Below are 22,939 nucleotides of genomic sequence, written 5' to 3'. Positions count from 1 at the left end.
GGCTGCGTGGCGGCGGAGCCGTTCAGCGGCCGGGGGACCCGGGCGGCGCTCCGGGCCCGGTCCCGCCGAGGGCGTCGGCGATGGCGCGGATGCTGCGGAAGGTCTCGGCGGTCACCGCGTCGGAGGGGAAGGCGACGCCCAGCGTCTCTTCCAGGTCCACCAACAGGCGCACCACGCACAGTGAGTCGAAGCCGTGCGCCGGGAGCGAGGCGTCCGGTCCGGCGGACGCCAGGGACGCGCGGTCGGGGGCATTGCGCAGCACGACCTCGGTCACCGCCGCAAGCAGTTCGCTCGCCGGCGCGCGGGACCCGGACGTCTGCTCCTGGGGCTCGTTCACCACGATCATCCTTTCCTACGTAGCCATTCTTGAGGGCGATGTGTGACTGTTGTCACCTTCATCATGATTGGCGCGGAAACGCCCTTGTTCGTCCTTGTGGCGGTGGCCTAGGTTCCCGGAAGCGGGAGACGTGACGGCACGTCAACTGCGCACCCTGAGACTCCCTTTGACCCCGGTGAGGCCACTGTGAACCACCTGCCCCCGCCCTTGGACCGTTCCGCGGAGCCGCTGGACCGCAGTGCCGGGCGACGGGAGGACGAGGCGTGGCTCTACGCGGCCTGGCAGCGCGACGACACCCGCGTCATGCCGCTGGCCGGTGGCACCACCTATGTGACCGAGGGGCCCGGCGGAGGGCGGCTGGCGCTGGTCCGCCCGCGCGACTGCCCACCGGACGGCGCCCGCTACTTCCTCGGCACCGACGCCGGGGGCGCGGCCTACTTCGCCTACGCCACCGAGGAGTTGCCCGGCCCGCCCGCCGACGACGCACGCCCCGCGGCCCTGGGCGGCGAGCCATATCCGCTCGGCCCCCGGGACCACGGCATGCTGGTGCACGCCACCGCCCTGGAGAACTGGCACCGCACCCACGGCCGTTGTCCCCGCTGCGGTGGCTGCACCACGCCGGAGTGCGGCGGGCACGTCCGGCGCTGTGTGCCGTGCGGCGTCGAGCACCACCCACGTACCGACCCCGCCGTGCTCATGCTGATCACCGATGCCCGGGACCGCTGTCTGCTGGGCAGCCGCACCCGCTGGCCCGCCCACCAGTATTCGGTGCCCGCGGGGTATGTGGAGCCCGGGGAGACGGCGGAGGCCGCGGTGCGGCGGGAGGCCGAGGAGGAGGCGGGGGCGGCGATCGGCGAAGTGCGCTGTGTGGAGACCGAGTCGCACCCGTTCCCCGGCAGCCTCATGCTGGGCTACGAAGCCCGGGCCGTCTCGTCCGACGTACGGGCCGACGGGAGCGAAATGGCGGCGGTCCGCTGGTTCACCCGGGACGCGCTGGCAGCGGCCGTCCGCGCCGGACGGGTGGCGCTGCCGGACCGGCGCTACCTCGCCCGCCGGCTGATCGAGCGGTGGTACGGCGGGCCGCTCGTCCCCTCGGAGGAGACGTCCGGCGCCCGGTGGACCGAGTGAGCGGCCGGGGGAGTGCTCAGGCCGGTCAGCGCGCACGGGCCGCCGTCCCGTCGACGAGCCCGTCGGCGAGCGCCGCCCGGTCGGTCTTCCCGGACGGCGTCAGGGGCATGGCCGCCACCACGGTGCAGGCGGCGGGCCGCATCCACTCCGGCAGCCGCAGCGCCGCATGCGCCCGTACGTCCTCCACGGAGGTGTCCGGCGCGGTCCGCACGAACGCCGCCAGTACGCCCACCCCGCCCTGGGTACGGGGCACCACCACGCACTCCAGCACACCGGGGCACTCGGCCAGCACGGCCTCGACCTCACCCAGCTCCACGCGGTATCCGCGCACCTTGACCTGGTGGTCGGTACGGCCCAGAAACTCCAGCCGGCCGTCCGGGGTCCGGCGGGCGCGGTCCCCGGTCCGGTACATCCGCGAACCGTCCGCGGCCCAGGGATCGGGGAGGAAACGCCCGGCCGTCAGCTCCGGGCGGCCCAGGTAGCCGCGGGCGAGGGTGGGGCCCGCGATGTACAGCTCGCCCGGCTCACCGTCCGGTACCGGACGCAGCCGGTCATCCAGCAGACGGACGGTCTGGCCGGGCAGGGGCGCCCCGAGGTGCGGCTGCACACCGCCTTGCACCGGGGCCCACAGAGTGTCCACCGTCGTCTCCGTGGTGCCGTACACATTCACCGCGTCCAGCAGGCCCGCCGCGGAGTGCCCGGCCAGGCACCGCCACAGGGCGGGGGAGATCGGCTCGCCGCCCACCCACAGGCGCAGCCCGGAGCCGGCCGGCAGGGCGGCGGCCAGCCGGTCGGCCGTCAGCTCGGCCAGGCTGGGCGTGATGTCGAGATCGGTGAGGCGGGCCCCCGTCACGGCCTGTACGAGCCGCTGCGGGACGCGGCGCGCCATATCGTCGACGATCACCACGGTGTCACCCCGGCAGACCCGGGCCCACTGCTGGAGCGAGGCGTCGAAGGAGGGGCTGGCGCTCCAGCCGACCCGGGCCGCCCCCGGCCGGACGACGCCGGCCGCCTCCAGACCGGCCAGAAAGCTTGCCAGCGCCCCGTGTTCGACCTGTACCCCCTTCGGGCGGCCGGTCGAACCGGAGGTGTAGATGACGTAGGCGAGCCGCCCTGACGGCACGGGCGGCAGCCGGGTACCGGCGTCGGGGGCCGCGACGGCCGCCGTGAGCGGCAGGACCGCGACAGGCGCCGGGAAGACGCCGTCCGGGGGGAGCGCCGCGCCAACGCCGGCCGTCAGGACCACGGTCGTGCCGCTGTCCTCCACCAGGTAGCGCAACCGGTCGGCGGGGTAGGCGGGGTCCAGCGGCAGAAACGCACCGCCCGCCCGCATGACGCCGAGCGCGGCGGCGATGAAGTCCGCCGAGCGCGGCAGGCACAGCCCGACGACGGTCTCCGCGCGGACCCCACGGGCCGTCAGGTGCGCCGCCACCGCAGCACTGCGCTCCGCCAGCTCCGCGAACGACGTCCGGGCCGCGCCGTCCTCCACCGCCACCGCGCCGGGCCTGGCCGACACGGTGGCGAGGAAGCGCTCCAGCAGCAGGGGCGCCCGGGGGAGGGGCTGAGCGGTCATGGCGGGGGGCTCCGATCGTGAGGCGCGGCCCGTACCGGGAGGGACGCGTGGGGGGATACGGGGGCGCGGTGGGCGCGGGGCGGAGGTGACGGACGAGGCGGGAGCAGTGGCGGAGTCACTGCGGGATACGGCGGACGACGTCCATGTACGCCGCCACCCGTGCGGGATCGATCTCGCTGCCCCAGCCCTCACGCTCCAGACAGCTGCCGACGAACGCCCCGTCGGCGGCGGCCAGCAGCCGCGCGGCGTTCTCGTGGTGGGTGTGCCCGGCGAGGATGACCGGCAGGTCCGGCGTCGCCGCGCGCACCGCTTCGATCATCCGCAGGGTGGTGTCGTCGTCGGAGTGGCACAGCGAGACGGCATCGGCCCCCGCGCCCCGGGCCGCCTTCGCGACCTCCGCCGTGGTCTTCCCGCCGCCGAACCAGGAGAAGTGCATCGAATCGATGTCGGCGACGATGCCGATGCCCTCACCCGAGATCTTCCGGCGGTACTCCATGACGTGCAGCGGGTCCGGCGTCACCATGCCGTGCGGGGAGAGGGTCTGCCCGACCAGGGCGCCGACCCGGACGAAGGAGCCGCCGGCCACCTTTGCCACGGCCAGCGACGCGCTCACCGCGTTGCGCATCATCTGCACGCCCACGCGGAAGCCGTCACCGGTGGCACGCACAACGGCATCGGCGATCAGGCCCATGGCGACGGTCCGGGCCGGATCGGACTCGTCCGCCACGCTGTAGACCCGGTCGACCGTCTGCACCAGGCAGCCGTCCGCGCCGCCCTGTTCGAGCGCGACGGCCGACCGTACGGCGCTCTCCAGCGTCTCCTCCAGCGTGCCGTCCCGGTGGAACGGGGTTCCGGGCAGGGGCCGCAGGTGGATCATGCCGATGACCGTCTTGCGGCCGTCCCGGCGGGGGAAGTCAGCCATGGTGCACCGCGCTCCTGCCCGCGTAGGCGCTCAGCCGGCCGACGGCGGCGTCGATGTCCTTCCAGGAGCGTGCCGAGGTCATCCGCACCGCCCCGCCGGAGAAGCAGAAGTTGAGGATGCCGGGGTAGGTGGACACGCCCGCCTCGCGCAGCAGGTCGCGGAAGCAGCGGTAGGAGTCGTCCCAACCGGGCAGTGTCACCGCGGTGTTGATGGAGTAGCGCGGTTTGAGGACGGTCGCGAACTCCGACAGCCGGGCGTGGGTGGCGTCGCGCAGCAGGAGCAGTCCCGCCTCGCGGGCCTCCCGCTCGGCCGCGTAGTTGTCGTAGGCGGCCTGGAGGCGCTCCGCCGTCAGACCGTAGGAGGCTTCGAACTCGCGCACCTGCTCGGTGCCGACGGACCGCAGGCCGGTGACCCGCCAGCGCTCCATCCGGGCCAGCACCTCGATGAGCGTGTAGAAGAAGGAGGGCGGGCCGCCGAAGTGGGTGGAGGCGTACTCGTAGTACTCGGCGATCAGATCGCTGTCGGCGGTGATCCAGCCGGCCTTGATGCCCGGCGCCGACCAGTGCTTGGACAGACTGGAGATCCGTATGACGTTGCGCGCCGCACGCGCGGGCGACAGCCGGTTCACCGGCCCGAGCCATTCGTGGCACTCGTCGAGCAGGATCAGCGTGGACGGCGACAGCGCGTTCAGCAGCCGGACCAGGTCCTCCTCGGCCACCCCGGCGCCGGTCGGGTTCGCGGCGGTTTGCAGCAGCACCAGCGGGGTGTCCGGTGACAGCGCGGCCAGCAGCGGCTCCACCGACATCCGGCCGTCCTGGGCCGGCAGCGGCACCAGACGCGTGGCGGTGCGGCAGGCGATCGACTCCACCAGGGGCGGGTAGTTGGGCGTCGCGCACAGCGCGGGAGCGGAGCGCGGCCCGGAGCGGGCGACGATGAAGTCGGCCATCGTGCTGACCGCCACGGTGCCGCCCATGGTGAGGGCGATATTGCCCGCCTCGTACGCGGCGCCGGGGATCCGGGCGCTCTCGTACGCGGCCACCGCCTCCCGCGCCTGCACCCGTCCGCAGGAGTCGGAGTAGCCGTACCAGTCGCGCTCCAGCGCGTAGCGGATGCACTCCTTGAGGACCTCCGGGAGCCCCCACTCCTCCTCGTCCACGGCGCCGCCGGAGAGCATCAGGTGGTCATCGGAGCGCAGGTCGCCGTAGAGGTCGTCGCGGAAGAAGAAGTTGAACAGCTCCTTGACGAAGCGCACCGTCGAGCGTGCGGTCAGCACCTCCTCCGGGGTCATGCTCCGCCGCACCCTGGCGGCCCGCCACTGCTCGGCCAGCCAGGGGCGGGTGGCGTGTGCCCCCGACTCCGCGTCCACCCGGCCCAGCCACAGGTGGCAGAGCTCGAAGGGGTCCTGCGGATCGACCGCCCGGTTGTAGACGTCGAGCATCCGCTCGTCGACATCGGGCAGGAAGCGCGGACCGCTGCTGTCGAGCAGACGCGCCGCGGCCGCACTCTCGACCGCCTCGTCCGGGATGCTGAAACATCGCTGGGGTAACGGGTGGGGGAAGAGTTCCACTGAGGGCTCCAGGGTCAGTCGCATGGGTGTCGAAGAGGGGTGGCGTACCGGAGCGCGGGAAGGCGTCAGCCCCCGAGGAGACGCAGGCGCTTGAGATGCCGCGGGGTCTCCGGGACACGGCCGTCACCCGCGGTTCTGCCGTGGAAGAAGCGGTGGTTGTCGAGGACGAGCAGCATTCCGCGCTGCCACTCGACCGCCCGGGCCCCGGTGGAGGCGTACATCGCGGCGAGCAGGTTCCGCAGCGCCGGGCCGACCTCGCCGGCCTCGGTCCCGTCGCCGTCCAGCTCCCACTCCAGCGGTGCGGTGTGGAAGTCGCGGAAGGAGAAGACCGGCGCCCCCTCGACGTCCCGCAGCAGCGGCGGCCCGTCCTCGGAGGCACGGTAGCGGACGCGGGTCAGCAGTTCGGCGTGGTGTGACGACAGGCGCCGGCGGACCGCGGCCATCGGCACGACCACGGTGCGGGCGGCCGTACTGTGTCCCGGTTCGCAGCACATCAGCGCGATGAGGCGTGGTTGCCGCTCCGCGGGCCGGGTACTGCCTTCGGTGTGCAGGGTGAGGAAGTTCGTGGCGAAAGGCTGCCGGGAGGCGTCTGAGGTACGCCCCGCATCGGCCGTCAAATTGAGCATGATGCCCTGCTCGGTATACGGCAGAACCGCCGCGTCGGTCTCCGGCATGGGCTCGCCGAGTGTCTTTCCTACCGCAACGAAATCGGCGGTCGACAAGGGGTCTTCGAGCTGGAGAAGAGCATATCCGTCGGCTGTGAGCCGGTCACGGACCAAAGCTGCGACAACATCTGTCCCGGCATCGGGAGGAAGCCGGGCGTGGGGCTGGAGGGTTAATGCGACATCCGTCTCCAATAATTCATGACGGAGGGGTAAGTGCCGATCAGTCTTTCGTTCGGCAAAACAGCCGCTGCTCAATGTGTGCGTCCCCTAACTGACTTACGTGGGATAGCGGGGCCACCCTCCATAGGACCCGGCGCGTTTGTCAATACCTGTAACGGTCAACTGGACCGGTAAGAGACAGATTTGGGCTGGTGAGGGCCGGATGCCGGGGTGGAGGCAACCTGACGGCCGGTGCATCCGTCTTCCCTTGCGGCCCACTCCCGTACCGCCCGTCGACGATAAGGGAGCGGTGCCGCCATTGACCGCGCCGGGGGCGGTGCGGACGGGCGGGTATGACGACGAGTTGACGATGAGTTGACAACCTGTGATCGGTCGGCCGGCGAAACGGTGCCGGTCCGGAATAGCCGCCGGGATGGCGCAAACGAGCATGCCCGGCGGCTGAAAGGTGGCTGTCGGACACGGGTGTTCAGAGCAAGATCGGAATGTGCAGAGGAAAGTCTTCCGGTCCTTCCGGGGATCGGGTAGCGTCGGCCTCACGCCTCGATCGACCATGGGTGCGTTCGCGAACCTGATGGCCAGTTGCTGCGGGTGACGCACAATGCGTCGCGATTCCCGCGTCGATGCGCGAAAGAGCGCAGGATCCTTCCAGCGGCTCATCGCATAGCTCTTCTTTGTCGCCTGTGGGGGACTCTTGTACATACGCTGCGAGTTCGTGGGAATGACGGCCGGAAACGTGCGGCAGCCGCCCGTTCCGGTGGACGCCTATACACTCGGAAACGGCGAAGGAATGGAAGTCGTGGTCTGGACCTACGGGGCAACTCTCGTAGAGGTCCGCATACCCGGCCGCGACGGCCGTCCGGACAATGTCGTACACCGATTACCCGCCCTCGCCGACTACGAGGACCGGGCCACCAACGCATACGTCGGAGCGACCGTCGGCCGGTTCTGCCGGAACGTCGCCCACGGCTCGTTCACCCTCGACGGCGTCCGCCACACACTGGACCGCAACGAGGGACCACACCACCTCCACGGCGGCACCCACGGCTTCGACCGGCTGGTGTGGACGGCCACCACGGAACGCACCGACGACCACACCACCCTCACCCTCGCCCTGGACAGCCCCGCCGGGGACCAGGGCTACCCCGGGGACCTGCACGCCGAGACCGTCTACCGGCTCGACCGGGACTCCGTCCTGACCATCGGCTTCCGGGCCGTCACCACGGCCCCCACCCTCGTCGGGCTGACCAACCACGCCTTCTGGAACCTGGCCGGAACCGGCGCGCACCGGCCCGTCGACGGACACCACTTCGCCGTCAACGCCGCCCGCGTCCTGCGGTTCGACCAGGAACAGGTCCCGCTGCCCGGCCCGCCGGCCCCGGTCGCCGGCACCCCGCTCGACCTCACCGGCGCCGCACCCGTCGGAGCCCGGCGCCTGGACAACTTCTACGTCCTCGACGACCCGCGCGCCTGGGCGGCCGAACTCCATGACCCGGACTCCGGACGGCATCTGCGCCTCTCCACCGACCAGCGCGGTATGGGCGTCTACACCGGCGACGGCCTGCACCCGCCGCGCGCCGGACTGTGCCTCCAGCCGGGCGCCTGGCCCGACGCCCCCAACCGTCCGGACTTCCCCTCCGCCCGGCTCGACCCCGGGCAGACCTACACCGCCACCACCCGGTACGCGTTCTCCGTCCGCTGACCGCCCGCCCCCGCACCGACCCGGCCCCCACACGAACGGCTTCCCCATGACCTCGCACCCCGCACCGGCCCTCGTCTGGGCGCCGGCCGACAGCGCCGAGGAGGTCCACGCGCTGCTGCGCGCCTCGGACGCCCACACCGCCCAGGAGTACGGCCTGCCGGTCCCCGAACGCCAACTCGACCACAGCCGCGCCCTGGTCGCCGAGCGCGCCGTCCACGTACTGCGCCAAGGGACCACGGCGATCGCGATGTTCACCCTGACCCCCAGGCCCCCCTTCAGCCGCAGCCTGGACGTCTTTCCGCCGGCCGGCGCCCCGATGTACCTCCAGCGGCTCGCCGTACATCCCGAGCGGTCCCGGCGCGACACCACACTGGGACTGCGCGCGGTGCGCAAGGCGTGCGAAACCGCCCGCGCCGCCGGCGCCGACGCCCTGCGGGCCGAGGCCAACCCCGACCTGCGCAGAAGCGTGGCCCTGCTCACCGGCCTGGGCTTCGTCCAGCACGGTGCCGTGGAGACACAGGGCTGGATGCGCCGCGTCTACCTGCAACGGCCGCTCGACCGGTGAGCCCACCGGCCCGTTGCGCGTCGCCCAAGGCACCCCGGCACGGAAAGGCGTGGAGAGATGCACTTACCCGATGACACCGTCCGCTGCGGTGTCCACTCAGGCCAGCAGTACCAGACCTTCGACGACGTCCTCGACCTGTGGCAACGTGCCGAGGAGGCCGGCTACGACTGGGTCTCCGTCTTCGACCACCTGCGCCCGCACCTCTTCGGCCCCGACGGCCCCTGCTTCGAAGGGCCCACCCTGCTGGCCGCCCTCGCGGCACGCACCAGCCGCGTGCGCTGCGCGATCCTGGTCTCCGCCGTCTCCTGGCGCCACCCCACGCTGCTCGCCAACATCGCCTCGACCATCGACCACATCTCCGGCGGCCGGGTCGAACTCGGCCTGGGCGCGGGGGGTTTCGACCTCGCCCACGCACAGTACGGCATGCCCTTCCCCCCGCCCGCCGAGCGGCTGCGCCGGCTGGACGAGACCTGCCAGGTCATCAGGCGGCTGTGGGAACGGCCGGTGGCCGACTTCGAGGGCACCCACTACCGGCTCCGCGAAGCCCATCTGCGCCCACGGCCGGTGCAGAGCCGGCTGCCCCTGACCGTCGGCGGGTCCGGAGAGCGGCACCTGCTCCGCATCGCGGCGGCGCACGCCGACACCTGGAACACCCTGCTGACCGCACCGGAGACCTACGCACACAAGCGGCAGGTGCTGGACGGTCACGCCCGCGACCTCGGCCGCGACCCGGCCACGATCCGCGGCTCGCTGACCTTCCGCGCGGTACTGGGCGAGGACCGGCGCGAAGTGGCCGAACGCAGAAAGCAGATCGCCGCCACCGTCCCCGACGACCTGCCGGAGTACGCCGTCTTCGGCACCCCCGAAGAGTGCGTGGAGCGGCTGACGCCCTATCTGCGGCTGGGGGTACGCGACTTCCTCCTCGGCCTGCGGCCGCCCGTCGACCACCGCACCCTCGACCTCTTCGCCGCACACGTCGCCCCGGTGCTGCGCACCCACCACTGACAGTCTGGAAGACGCCTATGTACTCCACCGGCACCATGCTGCGGCAGACCGCCGCGCTCGCCGCCGACATCGAGTGCCTGACCGGACCGGTGGCCGCCCGGGCGGGGGAGGCGCTGGCGGCCCTGCACTGCGAGACCCTGCGGCGGGTCGTCCTCGTCGGCAGCGGCGACTCCCATCACGCCGGCCGCGCCGCCGAGCTGGCCTTCGAACGCCTCGCCGGCATCCCCTGCGAGGCGCAGAGCACCCAGCGGTTCCTCGACTACGGCATGCTCGCCCCCGCCCGGCAGAACGCCACCACCCTCGTCATCGCGGTCTCCGCCTCGGGCAGCAGCCCCCGGCTGCTGACCACCGTGCGGCGCGCCCGCGACCACGGCTTCCCGGCCCTGGCCGTCACCGGCCGGGAAGGCAGCGCCCTCGCCGACGCGGCCGGGCGGGCCGTGGTGGCCGCGCTCGGCCTCGGCGAGCGCAGCCCGGGCATCCGCACCTACCAGGCCAGCCTGCTCGCCCTGCTGCTGCTCGCCGTCCGGCTGGGCGGCGCCCGGGGCGCGCTGCCCGGCAGCGGCCCGGTACCGGGGGAGGAGGACCTGGTGGCCGAGATCGCCGCCACGGCGGATGCCGTCCGGGCCGGCGCCGAAGCCGCCGATGCACCCTGCCGTGAGCTGGCCGAGCGGCTGACGGAGGCCGGGCGGCCCTGGGCCCCGCTCGTCCTCGCGGGCACCGGTCCGGCCGGTGGTACGGCGATGTACGCGGCCGCCAAGGTGGTGGAGGCCGCCGGGCTGCCCGCGTACGCCCAGGACCTGGAGGAGTACTGGCACATCGAGCGGTTCGCGGACCCCGCCGACGCCCCCCTGGTCGTGCTGGCGCCACCGGGCCTGGGCCACCCGCGGGCCGCGGAACTCGCCGCGGCGGCCACCGAACGCGGGCGGCGCGTCATCGCGGTGACCGCCCCCGACGACACCGCCCTGACCCGCGCCGCGTGGCGCACCGTGCCGCTCGCCGCGACCGCGCGCGAGGAGTGGTCACCACTGGCCGGACATGTCTTCGCCGGTCTCCTCGGCGCCCGGCTCGCCGACCGGCTGGGCCGCGCCCCCTTCTCCGGCGGTGGTCCGGGCTGATGCGCAACCCCACTGCACCCGACGAGCACGGCGAAGACCGCCGCGGCCGGACCGCCGCGGCCGACGGTGACCCCTGGCAGGGCACCGCCGCACACCAGCACGGGAGGCTGTTATGACCGATCACCACACGGCGCGAACGAGGACGAGGGCGACCGGCACGGTCCGGGCCGTCGTCACCGAGGAGTGGACCGCGACGCTGGGGCTGCCGCAACCGCCGGAACCCGACCAGGACTTCTTCGAGAGCGGCGGCAACTCGATGCAGGCCATCGTCATGCTCGACCGCATCGGAGCCCGCCTCGAGGTGGAACCGTCGGTCGAGGCGCTGTACCTGGACGGCACCCTCGCCGCCCTCGTCGCGCACTGCGAGGACGTCGCCCGGGAGGGGCACCGGGCGGCGGACCTCAACGGCGGCCAGGGCCCCGGACCGCGATGACCGCGCCCTCAGGAAGCCAGAAGACGCTCGCCCGCCACGGCCGGGCCGCCCCCCTCCCCGGTACCGGCCGGCTGGCCGAGGACCTCGCCGCCGTGCGGGCCGCCTGGCGGGTACCCGGGGTCGGCGTCACCGTCGTGCACGGTGACGAGGCAGCGGTGCTGGTCGACGGCGCCCGCGAGCTGTCCACCGGCGCCCCGCTGACCCCCCGCACCCTCTTCCCCCTCGGATCGCTCGCCAAGAGCCTTATCGCGGCCCTGCTCGGCCGGCTCGTCCAGCAGGGACTGACCGGCTGGGACACCGGCCGGCTCACCGAGGTGCTGCCGCACGGCGCGCCCCCCGAGGGGTACACCCTGACCCAACTGCTCACCCACTCCTCAGGGTTGCCCACGTACGACATGCTGCTCGCCGGCTGCGCCGACACCTCTCCCGGCGCGGCGGCCCGGGGCCGGCTGCCGCACCTCGTCACCGCCCGCGCACCCGGGGGCGACCGGTTCTCCTACAGCGACCTGGCGTATGTGCTCGCCTGCCACCTCGCCGAGGAGACCACCGGCCGGCCCTGGCACCGCCTCACCGGGGACTTCCTGTCCGACCTCGGAGTCCGCGGTCCCCGGACCGACCCGGCCGGGGAGGCTGCGCGCGCCTACGAGCCGGACGGGACACAGGGCTTCACCGACACCGGCACCCCCCGGCTCCCCGGCCTCTCCGCCGCGATCTCCGGCATCTGGGCGAGCGCCGAGGACATGGTCCCGCTGCTCCGCTTCCATCTGTCCGGGCACGGCCTACGCGAACGGCTCCTCGACGACCACGTCCTGGAGCATCTGCGCACCCCGCGCACGCCCGCGCCCACCACCTCCGCCAACCATCCGGCGTGCGTGGCGGCGGAGGGCTACGGCTACGGCTGGCTGGCCGGCCGCTACCGCGGCGAGCAGACTCTCGTCCACAGCAGCAGCGTCGGCGCGCTGCGCGGGATGACGGTGGTGCTGCCCGGCCGCCGCCTGGCCGTCAACGTCTTCTGCAACACGGGCGTCCGCCACTCCCCGGGCCGCACCCACTGCTGCTTCCGCTGCGCCGTGGCCTTCTCCCTGATCGACGCCGTATGCGGCGGCGAGACCGGCATGGCGCGCCGGCTGCCCGCGGGCGAGCCCGAGCGGATGGCCGCACCGGACCCGGCGCCGGTGGCGGACCTGCACACCCTGCCGGCGCCGGCCGGCACGTACCACCACCCCGGGTTCGGCGACGTGCACATCGAACCGTGCGCGGACGGCCCGGGCGCGGTGTTCCGCTACGGGCCCGTCGAGGGCCTGGTGCGCCGCGCCGGGAACGGTGCGCTGTTCACGACGTGCCCGGCGGTTCCCGGCCCGGTCGCGCTCACCCCCGTCGGCCCGGACCGCCTCGCCATACGGATGGAACGCGCCGTACCCGCCTTCGAGTTCACCCGGGTGGCCCCGTGAGGACGCCCGGGGAGCACCCCGCCCCGAACCCGCCGCAATGGACCGGCCCGTTGCCCGCCCCGCCTCTCCCCACCGAAAGGTGTCAGTCCGATGACGTATTACACCCCTGAGTTCTCCGTCTTCTTCGAGAGCCACTTCACCGGCTGGGTCCGCCACTACTCGCCACGGCTCGCCACCTTCCTGCGGGAATCGGCTCCGGACACCCGGTCCGTACTGGACCTGTGCTGCGGCACCGGCGTCACCGCGGATGTGCTGTGCGACGAGGGGTGGGTGGTCACCGGGGTGGACCGCTCCCCGGGCATGCTCGGTGTGGCACGCCACAAGCTGGGCGGCCTCATCGATGCGGGCCGGCTGCGGCTGTCGGAGCAGGACGCCCGAGACTTCTCCCTGCCCCAGCCGGTGGACGCCGTCGTCTGCCTGGACGGCGCCCTCAACCACCTCGACACCCCCGAGGACCTGGAGCGCTGCTTCACCCGGGTCGGCGATGCGCTGGCGGACGGCGGCCAGTTCGTCTTCGACGTCTTCGAGACCTCGCACTTCCGCCACTGGGACAACCTCACACTCATCGACGACACCCATGCCATGATCGCCAAGAGAGGCGTATGGGACATGGAATCCGGCACCGGCATGCTCCGCGTCTCCGGCGTCCTCGAACAGGACGGACGCCTGCACCGGGTGAACCAGACCCTGCGCAGCCGCCATTACGGTCCGGACGAGATCACGGCGGCCCTCAAGTACGCCGGACTCACCCCCGCCGAGCACGACATCGAGGCCTCCTACGCCAAGTGCGAGTCGGGTTCCTGCTCCACGACGGAGACACCGTGCCGCACCGTCTACCGCGCCGTGAAGTCCCCGGCCCGGTAAGGGAACCCAGGTCCCGTGCCCGTCTTCGCCCACCCCCTCGCACGGCCCGAGCCGGAAGGGGACCGGCGCCGCCCGCTCGTTGCACCGATCGCACAAGGAGAGTTCACATGACCGAGTTCATGAAGTTCACCCCCGACGACGAGAACGAGGTCCATGACGTGGTGGACTTCGCCGACCCGGGCCGGTGTCATGTCACCCCCGTCGTCCAGTTCCCCGCCGAGACCGCCGTCGCCGTCACCAACGCGCTCAGCGGTGTGGTGCGCGCCGCCCACCGCACCCCGGCCGCGACCACCCAGAACGCCGACGGGATCCAGCGCGCCCAGACGTTCGAGGAGGGCGATGTCTATATGCTCGACGCCCCCTTCGACGGGTTCTTCGCCGACCGCTACCTCATGGACTTCTACGACGTCATCGACCGGGACATCTGCTCCCGCATGCACCTGCACACCGGACTGCGCTTCGTCCGCATGATGACCGGCCCGGACACCCGCATCCGGGTCTCCAGCCTCTCGCCCATCGACGTGACCCACGTCGACGGCGTCACGCCGTTCCGGCCCGAGACGTTCGAGGACACCGCCCCCGACGCCCCCGACGGCGTGCACCGCACCCGCTACAACCTGGTCGTCCCGGAGAACTCCTGGGCGGACATGCAGATCCCCCGCGGCGTCAGTCACCAGTTCAACGCGCACGGACCGCACGCCGTCATCGACTCGGTCCACCCCGAGGAGTCCATCGAGACGTTCCGCGAGCGCATCACCGGCTACAAGATGATGGCCCAGACGATATTCCTCGCCAAGGAACAGCCCGCATCCGAAGCCTGCAAACTCGACTGATCCGCCGCACCCGGCCCGATGTCGCACCGGCCGCCCGGTAGCCGCAGCGCACACTGCGGCTGCCGGCGCAGCACTCCCGGCCCCCGGCCGTCAGGAGCCGGCGGCCCGGCCGGGCGGGAGCCGCTTCACCATGACGTGTTCCCTGCGCCCGTCGGGCATCAGGTCACCAAGCTCTCCGGTGTCCTCGAAACCGTGGCGCCGGTACAGCGCGAGCGCATGCGCATTGCCGGGCGAGACCGCGAGCCGCACGGCCTCCGCCCGTCCCCGCCCGGCCCACTGCACCACCGCCTCGACCAGCCGGTCGCCCACGCCCCGGCCCCGTGCCTGCTTGCCGACCCACAAGGAGATCAGCTCGACGACGCCGGCCTGCGGGCCGGGGACGCCGCTGACCATTCCGGCGGGCTGCTCGTCAACGAGGGCGAGGAGGTTGTACGAGCCGGGGATGCTCAACCGGGCCCGCCAGCGCTCCTCCTTGTCGCCCTCACCTTGCCAGTCCGCGAGCGTCGACCCGAAGGCGTACGGGGCCTCGGCCAGCGCGGCCAGCCTCAACTCGCGCCAGCTGTCCCAGTCGTCCGCGGTCAGTTCCCTCAACTCGATCACATACGGAGACTGTCCCAGAACGCCGCCGGCAGCAACTCCGCAACCACGGACCGGTGTACGGGTGCGGCCCGGCGGCCCCACCCGTCACCCGGTTACCGGCCGGAAACCTCAGATCCCGCGCAAACCTTGCAGCGCACCGTTGATCCGCCACCCGAACGGTGCCAGGGTTCCCGGAATCCCCCTGCAACCCACGGTGAAGTCCTGGAGGCCGTATGGCTGTCCGTCGTGCCGCTGTCGCCGCCGCGTCCGCGGCTGCGCTCAGTCTTTCCCTGCTCACCACCTCCTGCGACGCCGCCGGTGCCGCGCCCGCGGGCGCCCCCGCGTTGCGGCCGCCCGCGAAGAAGGCCGTCGCCACCGGCAGCGGGGGCGCGGTCTCCAGCGTCAACCCGTACGCCTCCCGGGCCGGGCTCGAAGTGCTGCGCAAGGGCGGCAACGCGGTGGACGCGGCGGTGGCAACCGCCGCCGCGCTCGGCGTGGTCGAGCCCTACTCCGCGGGAATCGGGGGCGGTGGCTACCTGGTCTACTACGACGCCAAGGCCAAGAAGGTGCGCACCCTCGACGGCCGGGAGACCGCACCGGCCACCATGCACGAGGACGCGTTCCTCGACCGCACCGGCAAGCCGATCCCCTCCGAGGAGGCGATCAACTCGGGCCTCTCGGTCGGCGTCCCGGGCACCCCGGCGACCTGGCAGAAGGCCCTCAAGGACTGGGGCACCGTCCCCCTGGCGAAGGCCCTGCGCCCGGCCACCAAGATCGCCGACAAGGGCTTCGTGGTCAACGGCGAATTCCGGGCCCAGACGGCCATGAACGAGAAGCGCTTCCGCGACTTCACCTCCACCACCGACCTCTTCCTGCCCAAAGGGAAGCTCCCGGTGGTCGGTTCACGCTTCCGCAACCCCGACCTCGCCCGGACCTACCGCCAGCTCGCCCGTGAGGGCGTCGACGCGCTCTACCGCGGCAGCATCGGGCGCGATGTGGTCCGCACCGTCCAGAAGCCGCCGATGGCTCCCGGCGCGGGCCACAAGGCGCGCCCCGGCCTCATGCAGCGGGGCGACCTCGCCGCGTACTCGACCGTCCGCAGGGACCCGACCCGGACCACGTACCACGGACTGGACGTCTACTCCATGGGACCGTCCTCGGCGGGCGGCACCACCGTGGGCGAGGCGCTGAACATCCTGGAGAACTTCCCCCTCTCGAAGGCCGACAAGGCCCAGGCCCTCCACCACTATCTGGAGGCCAGCCGGATCTCCTTCGCCGACCGCAACCGCTGGGTGGGCGACCCGGCGTTCTCGGACGTGCCCACCAAGCCCCTGCTCTCCAAGGAGTTCGCCAAGAGCCGGGCCTGCCTGATCCGTTCCGACAAGGCGCTGAACAGCCCGCTGGCACCCGGGGACCCCCGCCACCCGGACGCGGACTGCGACCGCAGGACCGGGAACAAGGAGCCGCACGAGGGCCCCTCGACCACCCATCTGGTGACCGCGGACCGCTGGGGCAATGTCGTCTCCTACACCCTGACGATCGAGCAGACCGGCGGCTCGGCCATCACCGTCCCCGGCCGCGGCTTCCTGCTCAACAACGAGCTGACCGACTTCGACTTCGCCCCCCTCACCAAGGGCACCCCGGACCCGAACCTGCCGGGCCCCCGCAAGCGCCCGCGCAGCAGCATGTCGCCGACGATCGTCCTGCGGGACGGCAAGCCGATGCTCGCAGTCGGCTCGCCGGGCGGCGCCACCATCATCACCACGGTGCTCCAGACCCTGGTCAACCGCCTGGACCTGGGCATGTCGCTGCCGGCGGCGGTCGCCGCGCCACGCATCTCACAGCGGAACCAGACCGCGACCGAGGCCGAACCGGCCTTCCTCGACTCCGCCGAACGAAAGAAGCTGACCGCGATGGGCCATCGCTTCGTCCTGGCCCCGAAGACCTTCACCCCCTCGCCCGAGATCGGCGCGGTCGCCGCGCTGGAGTTCCTGCCGCACGGCAAGCTCACGGCGGTGGCCGAACCCCGGCGCCGCGGCGGCGGATCGGCCATGGTCCTCAACGCATCCCGCTGAGGCCCGCCCGCCTCCTCCGACAGCCGATTGCGGCGCCCCTTCCGTGGCCCCGGCGCGTAGGTGCGCCGGGGCCACACCCGTGCCAGGGACCGGAGCCGGGAGCTCCCCGAGGCCTACGGGTCAGGAATGGGTGGCGAAGTCCTGCGTCCACCAAGGCCCGTTGGCGCTGAGATTGACGCCCACACCGGTGGATTTGTAGGAGCAGTTGAGGAGGTTGTCACGGTGGCCGGGGCTCTCCATCCAGCCCTTCATCGCCGTGGCCGGGTCCTTGGGGCTCTTGAAGATGTTCTCGGCCCAGCTCTGCCAGGAGAAACCGGCCTTGGTCATCCGGGTTCCGGGGTCGACACCCTCCGGGGTGTCGTGCTCGTAGTAGTTACGGGCCGCCATGTCGTCCGAGTGGGCCTGGGCAGCGGCCTGGATCCGGGAGTCGACCTTCAGCGGCCCGCAACCGTGCTGGGCCCGCTGGGCGTTGACCAGCTCGACGATCTTGCGGGCGAACGCCGCGGCGGTGCCCTTCGCGGGCTGTGTGCCGGCCGGACCGCCGGCGTCGGCCGGGGAGCCGGTGCGACGGGTCCGGGGCGCGCTGCGCTCGGCCACATCGGAGCCGCCCGCGGGGCGGGTGGCCTCCTGCCGCGGCGACGGGTGCCGCTTGCGGTGCTGAGTGCTGCCGGAGGGGGACGGCTTGGGGCGTCGGGGCGAGGGAGAGGCGGACGGTGCCGGGGGAGCGGCGGTGGCCGCCGTGGACGGGGTGGGCGCCGACGCCTCCGCCGCGAGCGCCTTGTCGTCGTCGGAGCCGGGCCGTATCAGCACCAGGCAGGAACAGCCCACGGCGATCGCGGCGGTCACTCCCACCAGCGCGGCCTTACGCCCGGGACGGGCGCCCTCGGCGCGGTGCGCCGCGCCGCCGCTGCGCCCGTGCCGGGCCTGCGGGCGCGGCACCGCCGAACGCCGGTGCCGGCTGGACGCGTTCGCCCGGCTGCCGTCGCCAGGGCCCTGGTCGTCGGGTGCCATCTGAAAGTCGTCGTTGGAGTTGTTCATGGTTCCGTTCCGTCTACGGCCGTGAGCCGCGGGGGCCGCGGGCCGTGTCGTGTGGGGTCGGTGCCGTCCGTCGTGGTCCGTACGGTGCGGCAACAGGGGAGACCTGGCAGCCGGACCCCGATAACGAAAAGTGCGCGATGTTTTTTCCGGAGCCGTCCGCGTGCACCGTCCAGGGGCGGGTGCGCGCCGGCTCCCCGCATCCCGCGTAGATTTTTCTGTTATCGCGGTGGGCCCGGCGGGTCACCCGGGTGCGGGGACCATGCGTACACACGGATGAGCAGGAACGAATGGGCACGATGCAGGAAAACGGGACGGCGGCCGTCGAAGCGGCCAGGGCCGGCGACGCGCACGCGAGGGAGCAGCTGGTCGCGGCGTACCTGCCGCTGGTCTACAACGTCGTGGGACGGGCGCTGGACGGCCATGCGGATGTCGACGACGTGGTCCAGGAGACCATGCTGCGCGTGGTGGAGTCGCTGACGGACCTGCGCGAGCCGTCGTCCTTCCGCTCCTGGCTGGTGGCCATCGCCATGAACCAGGTGCGCCGGCGCTGGAGCCACACCCACAAGGCGCCCGTCGGCCTGGAGCAGGCGCCGGAACGGCCCGACCGCTCCGCCGACTTCGTGGACCTGACCATCCTGAAGCTGGGGCTGTCCGGCCAGCGCCGGGAGGTGGCCGCGGCCACCCGCTGGCTGGACGACGGGGACCGGGCGCTGCTGTCCCTGTGGTGGCTGGAGGCCGCCGGGGAGATCACTCGGGCGGAGCTGGCCACCGCGAGCGGAATCGACGCCCGCCACGCGGCAGTACGCGTCCAGCGGATGAAACAGCAACTCGAAGCCGGACGTGTCGTCGTCCGCGCCCTGGCGGCCCAGCCCCCCTGCCCCGAGCTGGCCGAGCTGACGGCCACCTGGGATCACCAGCCCTGCGCCCTGTGGCGCAAACGCATAGCCCGCCATGCCCGTCAGTGCACGACATGCTCCCGGCACTGGAGCGACCTCCTGCCCGCCGAAGGGCTCCTGGCGGGCCTCGCCCTGCTCCCGCTGCCGGCGCACCTCACCCCGCCCGCCGTCGCGACCGCCCCGGCCGCCGCCGCGACCGCAACCCCTTCCCCGACGCCCGCCCACCACGCCCCAGGCGGCCCCACCGACCACTCCACGGCCCCTCACGCCACGGCCGGTGGTGCGCCGGGCCCGGCCCGCCCGCCCCGAATATCCAGGACCACCAAGGTCACCGGCGCCGCCACCGCCGCCCTCGCGGCGGCCGTCGTCGCCGCCCTGTGGTGGACCCCCGGCACACCCCCCGACCAACGAAAGGCCGCACCACGGCCGACGCACACCACCCCCGCCCCCTCTCACCCACCCCGCCCCAAACCCACCCCCACACCGACCCCCTCGCGCACCGCCACCCCGTCCCCCACCCGCTCCGCCACGCCGTCCCCCACCCCCTCGGCCACCCCACCCGACCTCGAAGAGCAGGCCACCAGGATCGTCAACGCCCGCCGGGCAGAGGCCGGTTGTGGCCCCCTCCGGATCGACCGGCGGCTGCACACCGCGGCTCAACGGCACTCCGCCGATATGGCGGCACGCCACTACTACGAGCACGACGCCCCCGACGGCACCGGCCCCGACGAACGGATCACCGCCGCCGGATACCGGTGGAGCAGCTGGGGAGAGAACATCCACCGCGGCCCGCGCACCGCTGCCGCGGTGGTGCGCGACTGGATGGGCGACACCATGCACCGCGACAACCTGCTCAACTGCCGGTTCACCGCGGTGGGCATCGGCGTCGTCCAGGGCCCGGGCGGCCCCTGGTGGACCCAGGACCTCGCTTCACCGGGCTGATCCGCGCCCTCACGTCCCACCGCCCGGTCGAGCGGGTCAAATCTAGTGATTCTGCGTGATATCGACGGGGCTGTGTGCTTAAGTCGGCTTCGTGGGGCCGGATACCCGGTCCCGTTGTGCTGCTGAGAGGAGTCGCGACAGTGCACGCCAGCAAAGGGGACCGTCTCGTGGTCCACGGCAGGGTGGTCGGCAAGCACGACCGAGTGGTGGAGATCGTCGAGGTACTGGGACCGAACGGCAGCCCGCCGTACCGCGTCCGCGCGGAGAACGGCCACGAGACGATCATGACTCCTGGCCCCGACTCGGTCGTCGACCACCGCAAGGCCACGAACCTGTCCCAGGAGCTCTGACACAACGAGGCGGCGCGGTGCCCCCGCCCATGCGAAGATCCCTTCGCACGGCGCGCTGGTTCCGGCCTCGGAAGGTGACGATGTACGCGATATCCCTGGGCGACGACGGCGCGGAGCTGCGCCCGCTCGAACCGTGGCAGGCCGAGGAGTTCCTGGCCCACATGGACCGCGGACGGGAGTTCATCGGGCAGCACAACGCGCTGCCCGATGTCGTCACGGACCTGGAGTCGAGCCGCGCGTACCTCCAGGCGTACGCGGAGAAGACCGCGGCCGACACCGGGCGGATCTACGGGATCCGCACCGACGGCAAGCTGGTCGGCGCGGTCATCTTCCGGACGATGGACGTCGCCCAGGGCACCGCCGAGGCGGGCTGCTGGCTGGAACCGTCGGCGGCGGGCAAGGGCCTGGTGACCCGGGCCGCGCGCACGATCATCGACTGGGCCGTCGAGGAGCGCGGCATCCACCGCGTCGAATGGTGGGTCTCGGCGGAGAACGGGCCCAGCATCGCCGTTGCCCGACGCCTGGGCATGACGAAGGAAGGCGTGCTGCGGCAGAGCTACCTGTACCGCGGCGAGCGGCACGACATGGAGATCTGGTCGGTACTCGCACCGGACTGGCGGGCGGCCAGGCAGACGTCCTGACCGCCGCCCACCTCGCGGGCCTGATCAACCACTACCGCCCGTCCGCTGCCACGGGCGGCACCGGAATCCACGGCGGCCCCTTCTGACGTGGGAATCCGGGCGAGGTCAGTGCTTGGCGGGCTCGCGCGGCGGCATCCAGTGGTGGACCGTGAAGTTGCCCTTCTCCAGGGTCTCGAACGGGGCAGAGCCCAGGCACTTGCCGACGCTCTTCTTGGGCAGGCCGTCCATGGCCCAGCTGTAGCCCAGCCGGTCACCCTTGGCGCCGCTGTCCAGCACGGTGAAGCCGAACCGCTTTCCCCGCAGATCACCGATCTTCGGCAGACCGGGCGCGCTCTTGAAGTGCGACTCGGTGACGATGCCGGTGGCCACGGCCGCGGGCCCGCCCGTGACGAGGCAGTCGATACGGCCGGTGAAGTAGCCACCCCAGTTCGTTCCGAGGTAGTGGCTGACCCGGAAGGTGCCGCGCGCCTTGTCCGCAAAACCGTGGGCGTCAAAGGTGAAATGGACGTTGTCACCGGGGCGGCGCGCGAGCTTTGCCGAACCGGTGAGTGACGGCTCGTCGATACCGTGCTGTTGACCGGCCAGGGCCCTGGTGCCGGCCGCCGCCGCGGGCGTCGGCTCCACGGCACCGACGGTCAGCACGGTCGCGGTACATGCCGCCAGAGCCGTGGCGGCCGCGACGACGGAGCGGCGAAGGCGGGGCGTGTGCATACGAGGCATGGTTCCTCCTGCGGGGCCAGGTCAGGCCCTGCGGACCTGAACTGACGGGAAGTGGACTGACCTTCACGATCGCGTGCGCCGGGGACCCCCGGCATCGTTCCGCAGAAGGGCGACGCTCCGCCGGGCGGCGGAGCAGGACCGGTACCCGGGACCGAGACCCCCGCTATCCGTCCCGGCCACCGGCCGGCCTCACGCCGAGACGACGCCTTCCTGGCCGGTCGTCGGGTGTGGCGCAGGGCGGGCGCCGGCGGCCGCCCCGGTGGGGTACGGAACTCCTGGCCCGCCCCTTCCTTCCGGCCGGCCCCAGAGCCGGTCGGCCTTCGCGGTGCGCCGGTAGTACACCCGGCATCCTTCCCGTACCCGCGTGACCAGCCCCGCCCGGAGCAGGTGGCTGAGGTGGTAGGAGACGGTCGAGGCGCTCAGATGGTGGCGGTCGGCGAGTTGCGTGGTGGTGCGGGGCACGTCGAGGCCCGCCAGCAGGGCGGTCCGGGAGTGGCCGATGACGTTCCCCAGCAGCGGGTCGGGTTCCCTGGCCGGCCGGTCCGGTGCGGCCGGCCGGCGCGTCGGGTAGATCAGGTAGATACCGCGTTCACCCCAGGGGTCCACGCTGATGAGCCAGCCGTGGGCCAGCGCCGAGGGAAAGAGCGTGAGGTCCGTGGCCTCGGGCACCGCGATCTGCTGCTCGCTCCGCAGGTGCAGGGCGCTGCGGTGGTAGGCGATGTCCTGGTGCAGGGAGTTCAGCACCGTACGCAGGCCGTTGCGGGTCATCACGCGGGCCCGGTGCTCGAGGTCGGCTTCCGCGTGGGCGGCGGCGGAGGGCCACAGCGGTGCAAGGCTCCGCTGCCAGAACGCGGCCAGTTCGTCGGCGGCCTGCTGCGCGAAGGCCTGCTCGCCGCGTTGCAGGAAGTCCCTGACGCCGGGCAGCGCTTCCGCACCGCCAGGGTCGGGCGGGGCCGAGGACCGGAGCATCCGGCGCATCTGCCGGGCGACGACGGACGAAGGCGTCGTGGCGACCCGGTGCAGCTCCGCATCGAGATCCGGTGCACCGTCCGCGACGGACCCCGGCGTCATGAAGTCCGGTGCGTACCCACGGATTTCCCGGCGCAGCGCCGACAGCAGACGCAGATCGTCTTCGTGCAGTGCGGCGTCCACCTGCTGTCCGGGCAGCCGGATGCTGCTCGGGGCGTGCGGGCGGAGGGGGTGCAGCACCGCACCGGCCTGCATCAACGGTGACACCACGAATCGCGTGGCCGCCAAGGAGTCTGCGCCCACGGCTATGTCGATCACTCTCGGCCCTCCCGGTCGGCGCGGACCTCGTCCCGTGGCGGCCCCCGCCCCGCACATGTGCGGCACTTATTTTC

General features: G+C 72.6%; 22 protein-coding genes. 13 read left to right on the top strand and 9 right to left on the bottom strand.

The genetic code is table 11. The features are described 5' to 3' along the window. Positions 1–22: 22 nt before the first annotated feature. Positions 23–337, bottom strand: a complete 315-nt coding sequence (locus ACZ55A_RS22740) for a phosphopantetheine-binding protein (protein ID WP_468842853.1) — start codon at positions 335–337, stop codon at positions 23–25. Between the two features lie 186 nt (positions 338–523). On the opposite strand from ACZ55A_RS22740, the gene nudC reads away from it, so the two are divergent. Further along, positions 524–1,465 carry an NAD(+) diphosphatase gene (gene nudC / locus ACZ55A_RS22735; protein WP_468842850.1) on the top strand — a complete coding sequence of 314 codons (942 nt, stop codon included), beginning with the start codon at positions 524–526 and terminating at the stop codon, positions 1,463–1,465. A gap of 25 nt (positions 1,466–1,490) precedes the next feature. On the opposite strand, the gene ACZ55A_RS22730 is transcribed toward nudC, so the two are convergent. The 4 genes from ACZ55A_RS22730 to ACZ55A_RS22715 form a co-directional block, all read right to left on the bottom strand. After that, a complete protein-coding gene (locus ACZ55A_RS22730; RefSeq protein ID WP_468842848.1) occupies positions 1,491–3,038 on the bottom strand; it encodes an amino acid adenylation domain-containing protein in 1,548 nt (515 codons plus the stop codon). A 115-nt stretch (positions 3,039–3,153) separates the two neighbouring features. After that, positions 3,154–3,960, bottom strand: coding sequence for a BtpA/SgcQ family protein (locus ACZ55A_RS22725; RefSeq protein ID WP_468842846.1), 807 nt, complete (start codon positions 3,958–3,960; stop codon positions 3,154–3,156). After that, positions 3,953–5,527 (bottom strand): pyridoxal phosphate-dependent aminotransferase, encoded by a 1,575-nt coding sequence (locus tag ACZ55A_RS22720; RefSeq protein ID WP_468842844.1) that lies wholly within the window; start codon positions 5,525–5,527, stop codon positions 3,953–3,955. The genes ACZ55A_RS22725 and ACZ55A_RS22720 overlap by 8 nt, the downstream gene beginning before the upstream one ends. A 65-nt stretch (positions 5,528–5,592) precedes the next feature. Further along, positions 5,593–6,306: a TauD/TfdA family dioxygenase gene (locus ACZ55A_RS22715; protein WP_468842842.1), complete on the bottom strand. Its 714-nt coding sequence runs from the start codon at positions 6,304–6,306 to the stop codon at positions 5,593–5,595. 784 nt (positions 6,307–7,090) lie between these two features. Here ACZ55A_RS22715 and ACZ55A_RS22710 point away from each other — a divergent pair. The 8 genes from ACZ55A_RS22710 to ACZ55A_RS22675 all read left to right on the top strand — a co-directional run bounded on the left by ACZ55A_RS22710 (position 7,091) and on the right by ACZ55A_RS22675 (position 14,337). Next, positions 7,091–8,071 (top strand): aldose epimerase family protein, encoded by a 981-nt coding sequence (locus ACZ55A_RS22710; protein WP_468843222.1) that lies wholly within the window; start codon positions 7,091–7,093, stop codon positions 8,069–8,071. A gap of 46 nt (positions 8,072–8,117) precedes the next feature. Continuing rightward, positions 8,118–8,636: a GNAT family N-acetyltransferase gene (locus ACZ55A_RS22705; protein WP_468842840.1), complete on the top strand. Its 519-nt coding sequence runs from the start codon at positions 8,118–8,120 to the stop codon at positions 8,634–8,636. A gap of 57 nt (positions 8,637–8,693) precedes the next feature. Continuing rightward, on the top strand, positions 8,694–9,641 hold the full coding sequence (locus tag ACZ55A_RS22700) for an LLM class flavin-dependent oxidoreductase (RefSeq protein WP_468842837.1): 948 nt from the start codon (positions 8,694–8,696) through the stop codon (positions 9,639–9,641). Positions 9,642–9,658: 17 nt separating this feature from the next. Beyond that, complete coding sequence (locus ACZ55A_RS22695) at positions 9,659–10,756, top strand: SIS domain-containing protein (protein ID WP_468842834.1); 1,098 nt, start codon at positions 9,659–9,661, stop codon at positions 10,754–10,756. Positions 10,757–10,868: 112 nt separating this feature from the next. After that, positions 10,869–11,189, top strand: a complete 321-nt coding sequence (locus ACZ55A_RS22690; protein ID WP_468842831.1) for an acyl carrier protein — start codon at positions 10,869–10,871, stop codon at positions 11,187–11,189. Beyond that, complete coding sequence (locus ACZ55A_RS22685) at positions 11,186–12,640, top strand: serine hydrolase domain-containing protein (RefSeq protein ID WP_468842828.1); 1,455 nt, start codon at positions 11,186–11,188, stop codon at positions 12,638–12,640. Before ACZ55A_RS22690 ends, ACZ55A_RS22685 begins: the two co-directional genes overlap by 4 nt. Before the next feature lie 90 nt (positions 12,641–12,730). Beyond that, positions 12,731–13,504: a class I SAM-dependent DNA methyltransferase gene (locus ACZ55A_RS22680; protein ID WP_468842825.1), complete on the top strand. Its 774-nt coding sequence runs from the start codon at positions 12,731–12,733 to the stop codon at positions 13,502–13,504. Between the two features lie 107 nt (positions 13,505–13,611). Further along, positions 13,612–14,337, top strand: a complete 726-nt coding sequence (locus tag ACZ55A_RS22675) for a hypothetical protein (RefSeq protein WP_468842822.1) — start codon at positions 13,612–13,614, stop codon at positions 14,335–14,337. Between the two features lie 90 nt (positions 14,338–14,427). Here the strand turns inward: ACZ55A_RS22675 and ACZ55A_RS22670 are convergent, their stop codons facing one another. Further along, a complete protein-coding gene (locus ACZ55A_RS22670) occupies positions 14,428–14,937 on the bottom strand; it encodes a GNAT family N-acetyltransferase (protein ID WP_468842819.1) in 510 nt (169 codons plus the stop codon). Between the two features lie 212 nt (positions 14,938–15,149). On the opposite strand from ACZ55A_RS22670, the gene ggt reads away from it, so the two are divergent. Further along, positions 15,150–16,991, top strand: coding sequence for a gamma-glutamyltransferase (gene ggt / locus ACZ55A_RS22665; RefSeq protein WP_468842816.1), 1,842 nt, complete (start codon positions 15,150–15,152; stop codon positions 16,989–16,991). Positions 16,992–17,111: 120 nt separating this feature from the next. On the opposite strand, the gene ACZ55A_RS22660 is transcribed toward ggt, so the two are convergent. Next, positions 17,112–18,029 (bottom strand): CAP domain-containing protein, encoded by a 918-nt coding sequence (locus tag ACZ55A_RS22660; protein ID WP_468842814.1) that lies wholly within the window; start codon positions 18,027–18,029, stop codon positions 17,112–17,114. Between the two features lie 287 nt (positions 18,030–18,316). Here ACZ55A_RS22660 and ACZ55A_RS22655 point away from each other — a divergent pair, with 287 nt between their 5' ends. The 3 genes from ACZ55A_RS22655 (at position 18,317) to ACZ55A_RS22645 (ending at position 20,858) form a co-directional block, all read left to right on the top strand. Then, on the top strand, positions 18,317–19,867 hold the full coding sequence (locus tag ACZ55A_RS22655; RefSeq protein WP_468842811.1) for a sigma-70 family RNA polymerase sigma factor: 1,551 nt from the start codon (positions 18,317–18,319) through the stop codon (positions 19,865–19,867). 140 nt (positions 19,868–20,007) lie between these two features. Continuing rightward, positions 20,008–20,217 carry a DUF1918 domain-containing protein gene (locus tag ACZ55A_RS22650; RefSeq protein ID WP_468842808.1) on the top strand — a complete coding sequence of 70 codons (210 nt, stop codon included), beginning with the start codon at positions 20,008–20,010 and terminating at the stop codon, positions 20,215–20,217. A gap of 80 nt (positions 20,218–20,297) precedes the next feature. After that, the gene (locus ACZ55A_RS22645; RefSeq protein WP_468842806.1) at positions 20,298–20,858 is read left to right on the top strand and encodes a GNAT family N-acetyltransferase; all 561 of its coding nucleotides are present in this window, start codon (positions 20,298–20,300) and stop codon (positions 20,856–20,858) included. A 105-nt stretch (positions 20,859–20,963) separates the two neighbouring features. Here the strand turns inward: ACZ55A_RS22645 and ACZ55A_RS22640 are convergent, their stop codons facing one another. After that, positions 20,964–21,578, bottom strand: a complete 615-nt coding sequence (locus tag ACZ55A_RS22640; protein ID WP_468842803.1) for a hypothetical protein — start codon at positions 21,576–21,578, stop codon at positions 20,964–20,966. Between the two features lie 189 nt (positions 21,579–21,767). Next, positions 21,768–22,865: a helix-turn-helix domain-containing protein gene (locus ACZ55A_RS22635; RefSeq protein WP_468842801.1), complete on the bottom strand. Its 1,098-nt coding sequence runs from the start codon at positions 22,863–22,865 to the stop codon at positions 21,768–21,770. Between the last annotated feature and the right edge of the window lie 74 nt (positions 22,866–22,939).

It is taken from the genome of Streptomyces sp. NPDC034111 (assembly GCF_055575375.1).
The sequence above is the reverse complement of the archived record's forward strand: the minus strand, read 5'-3'. Positions and strand labels throughout refer to the sequence as shown.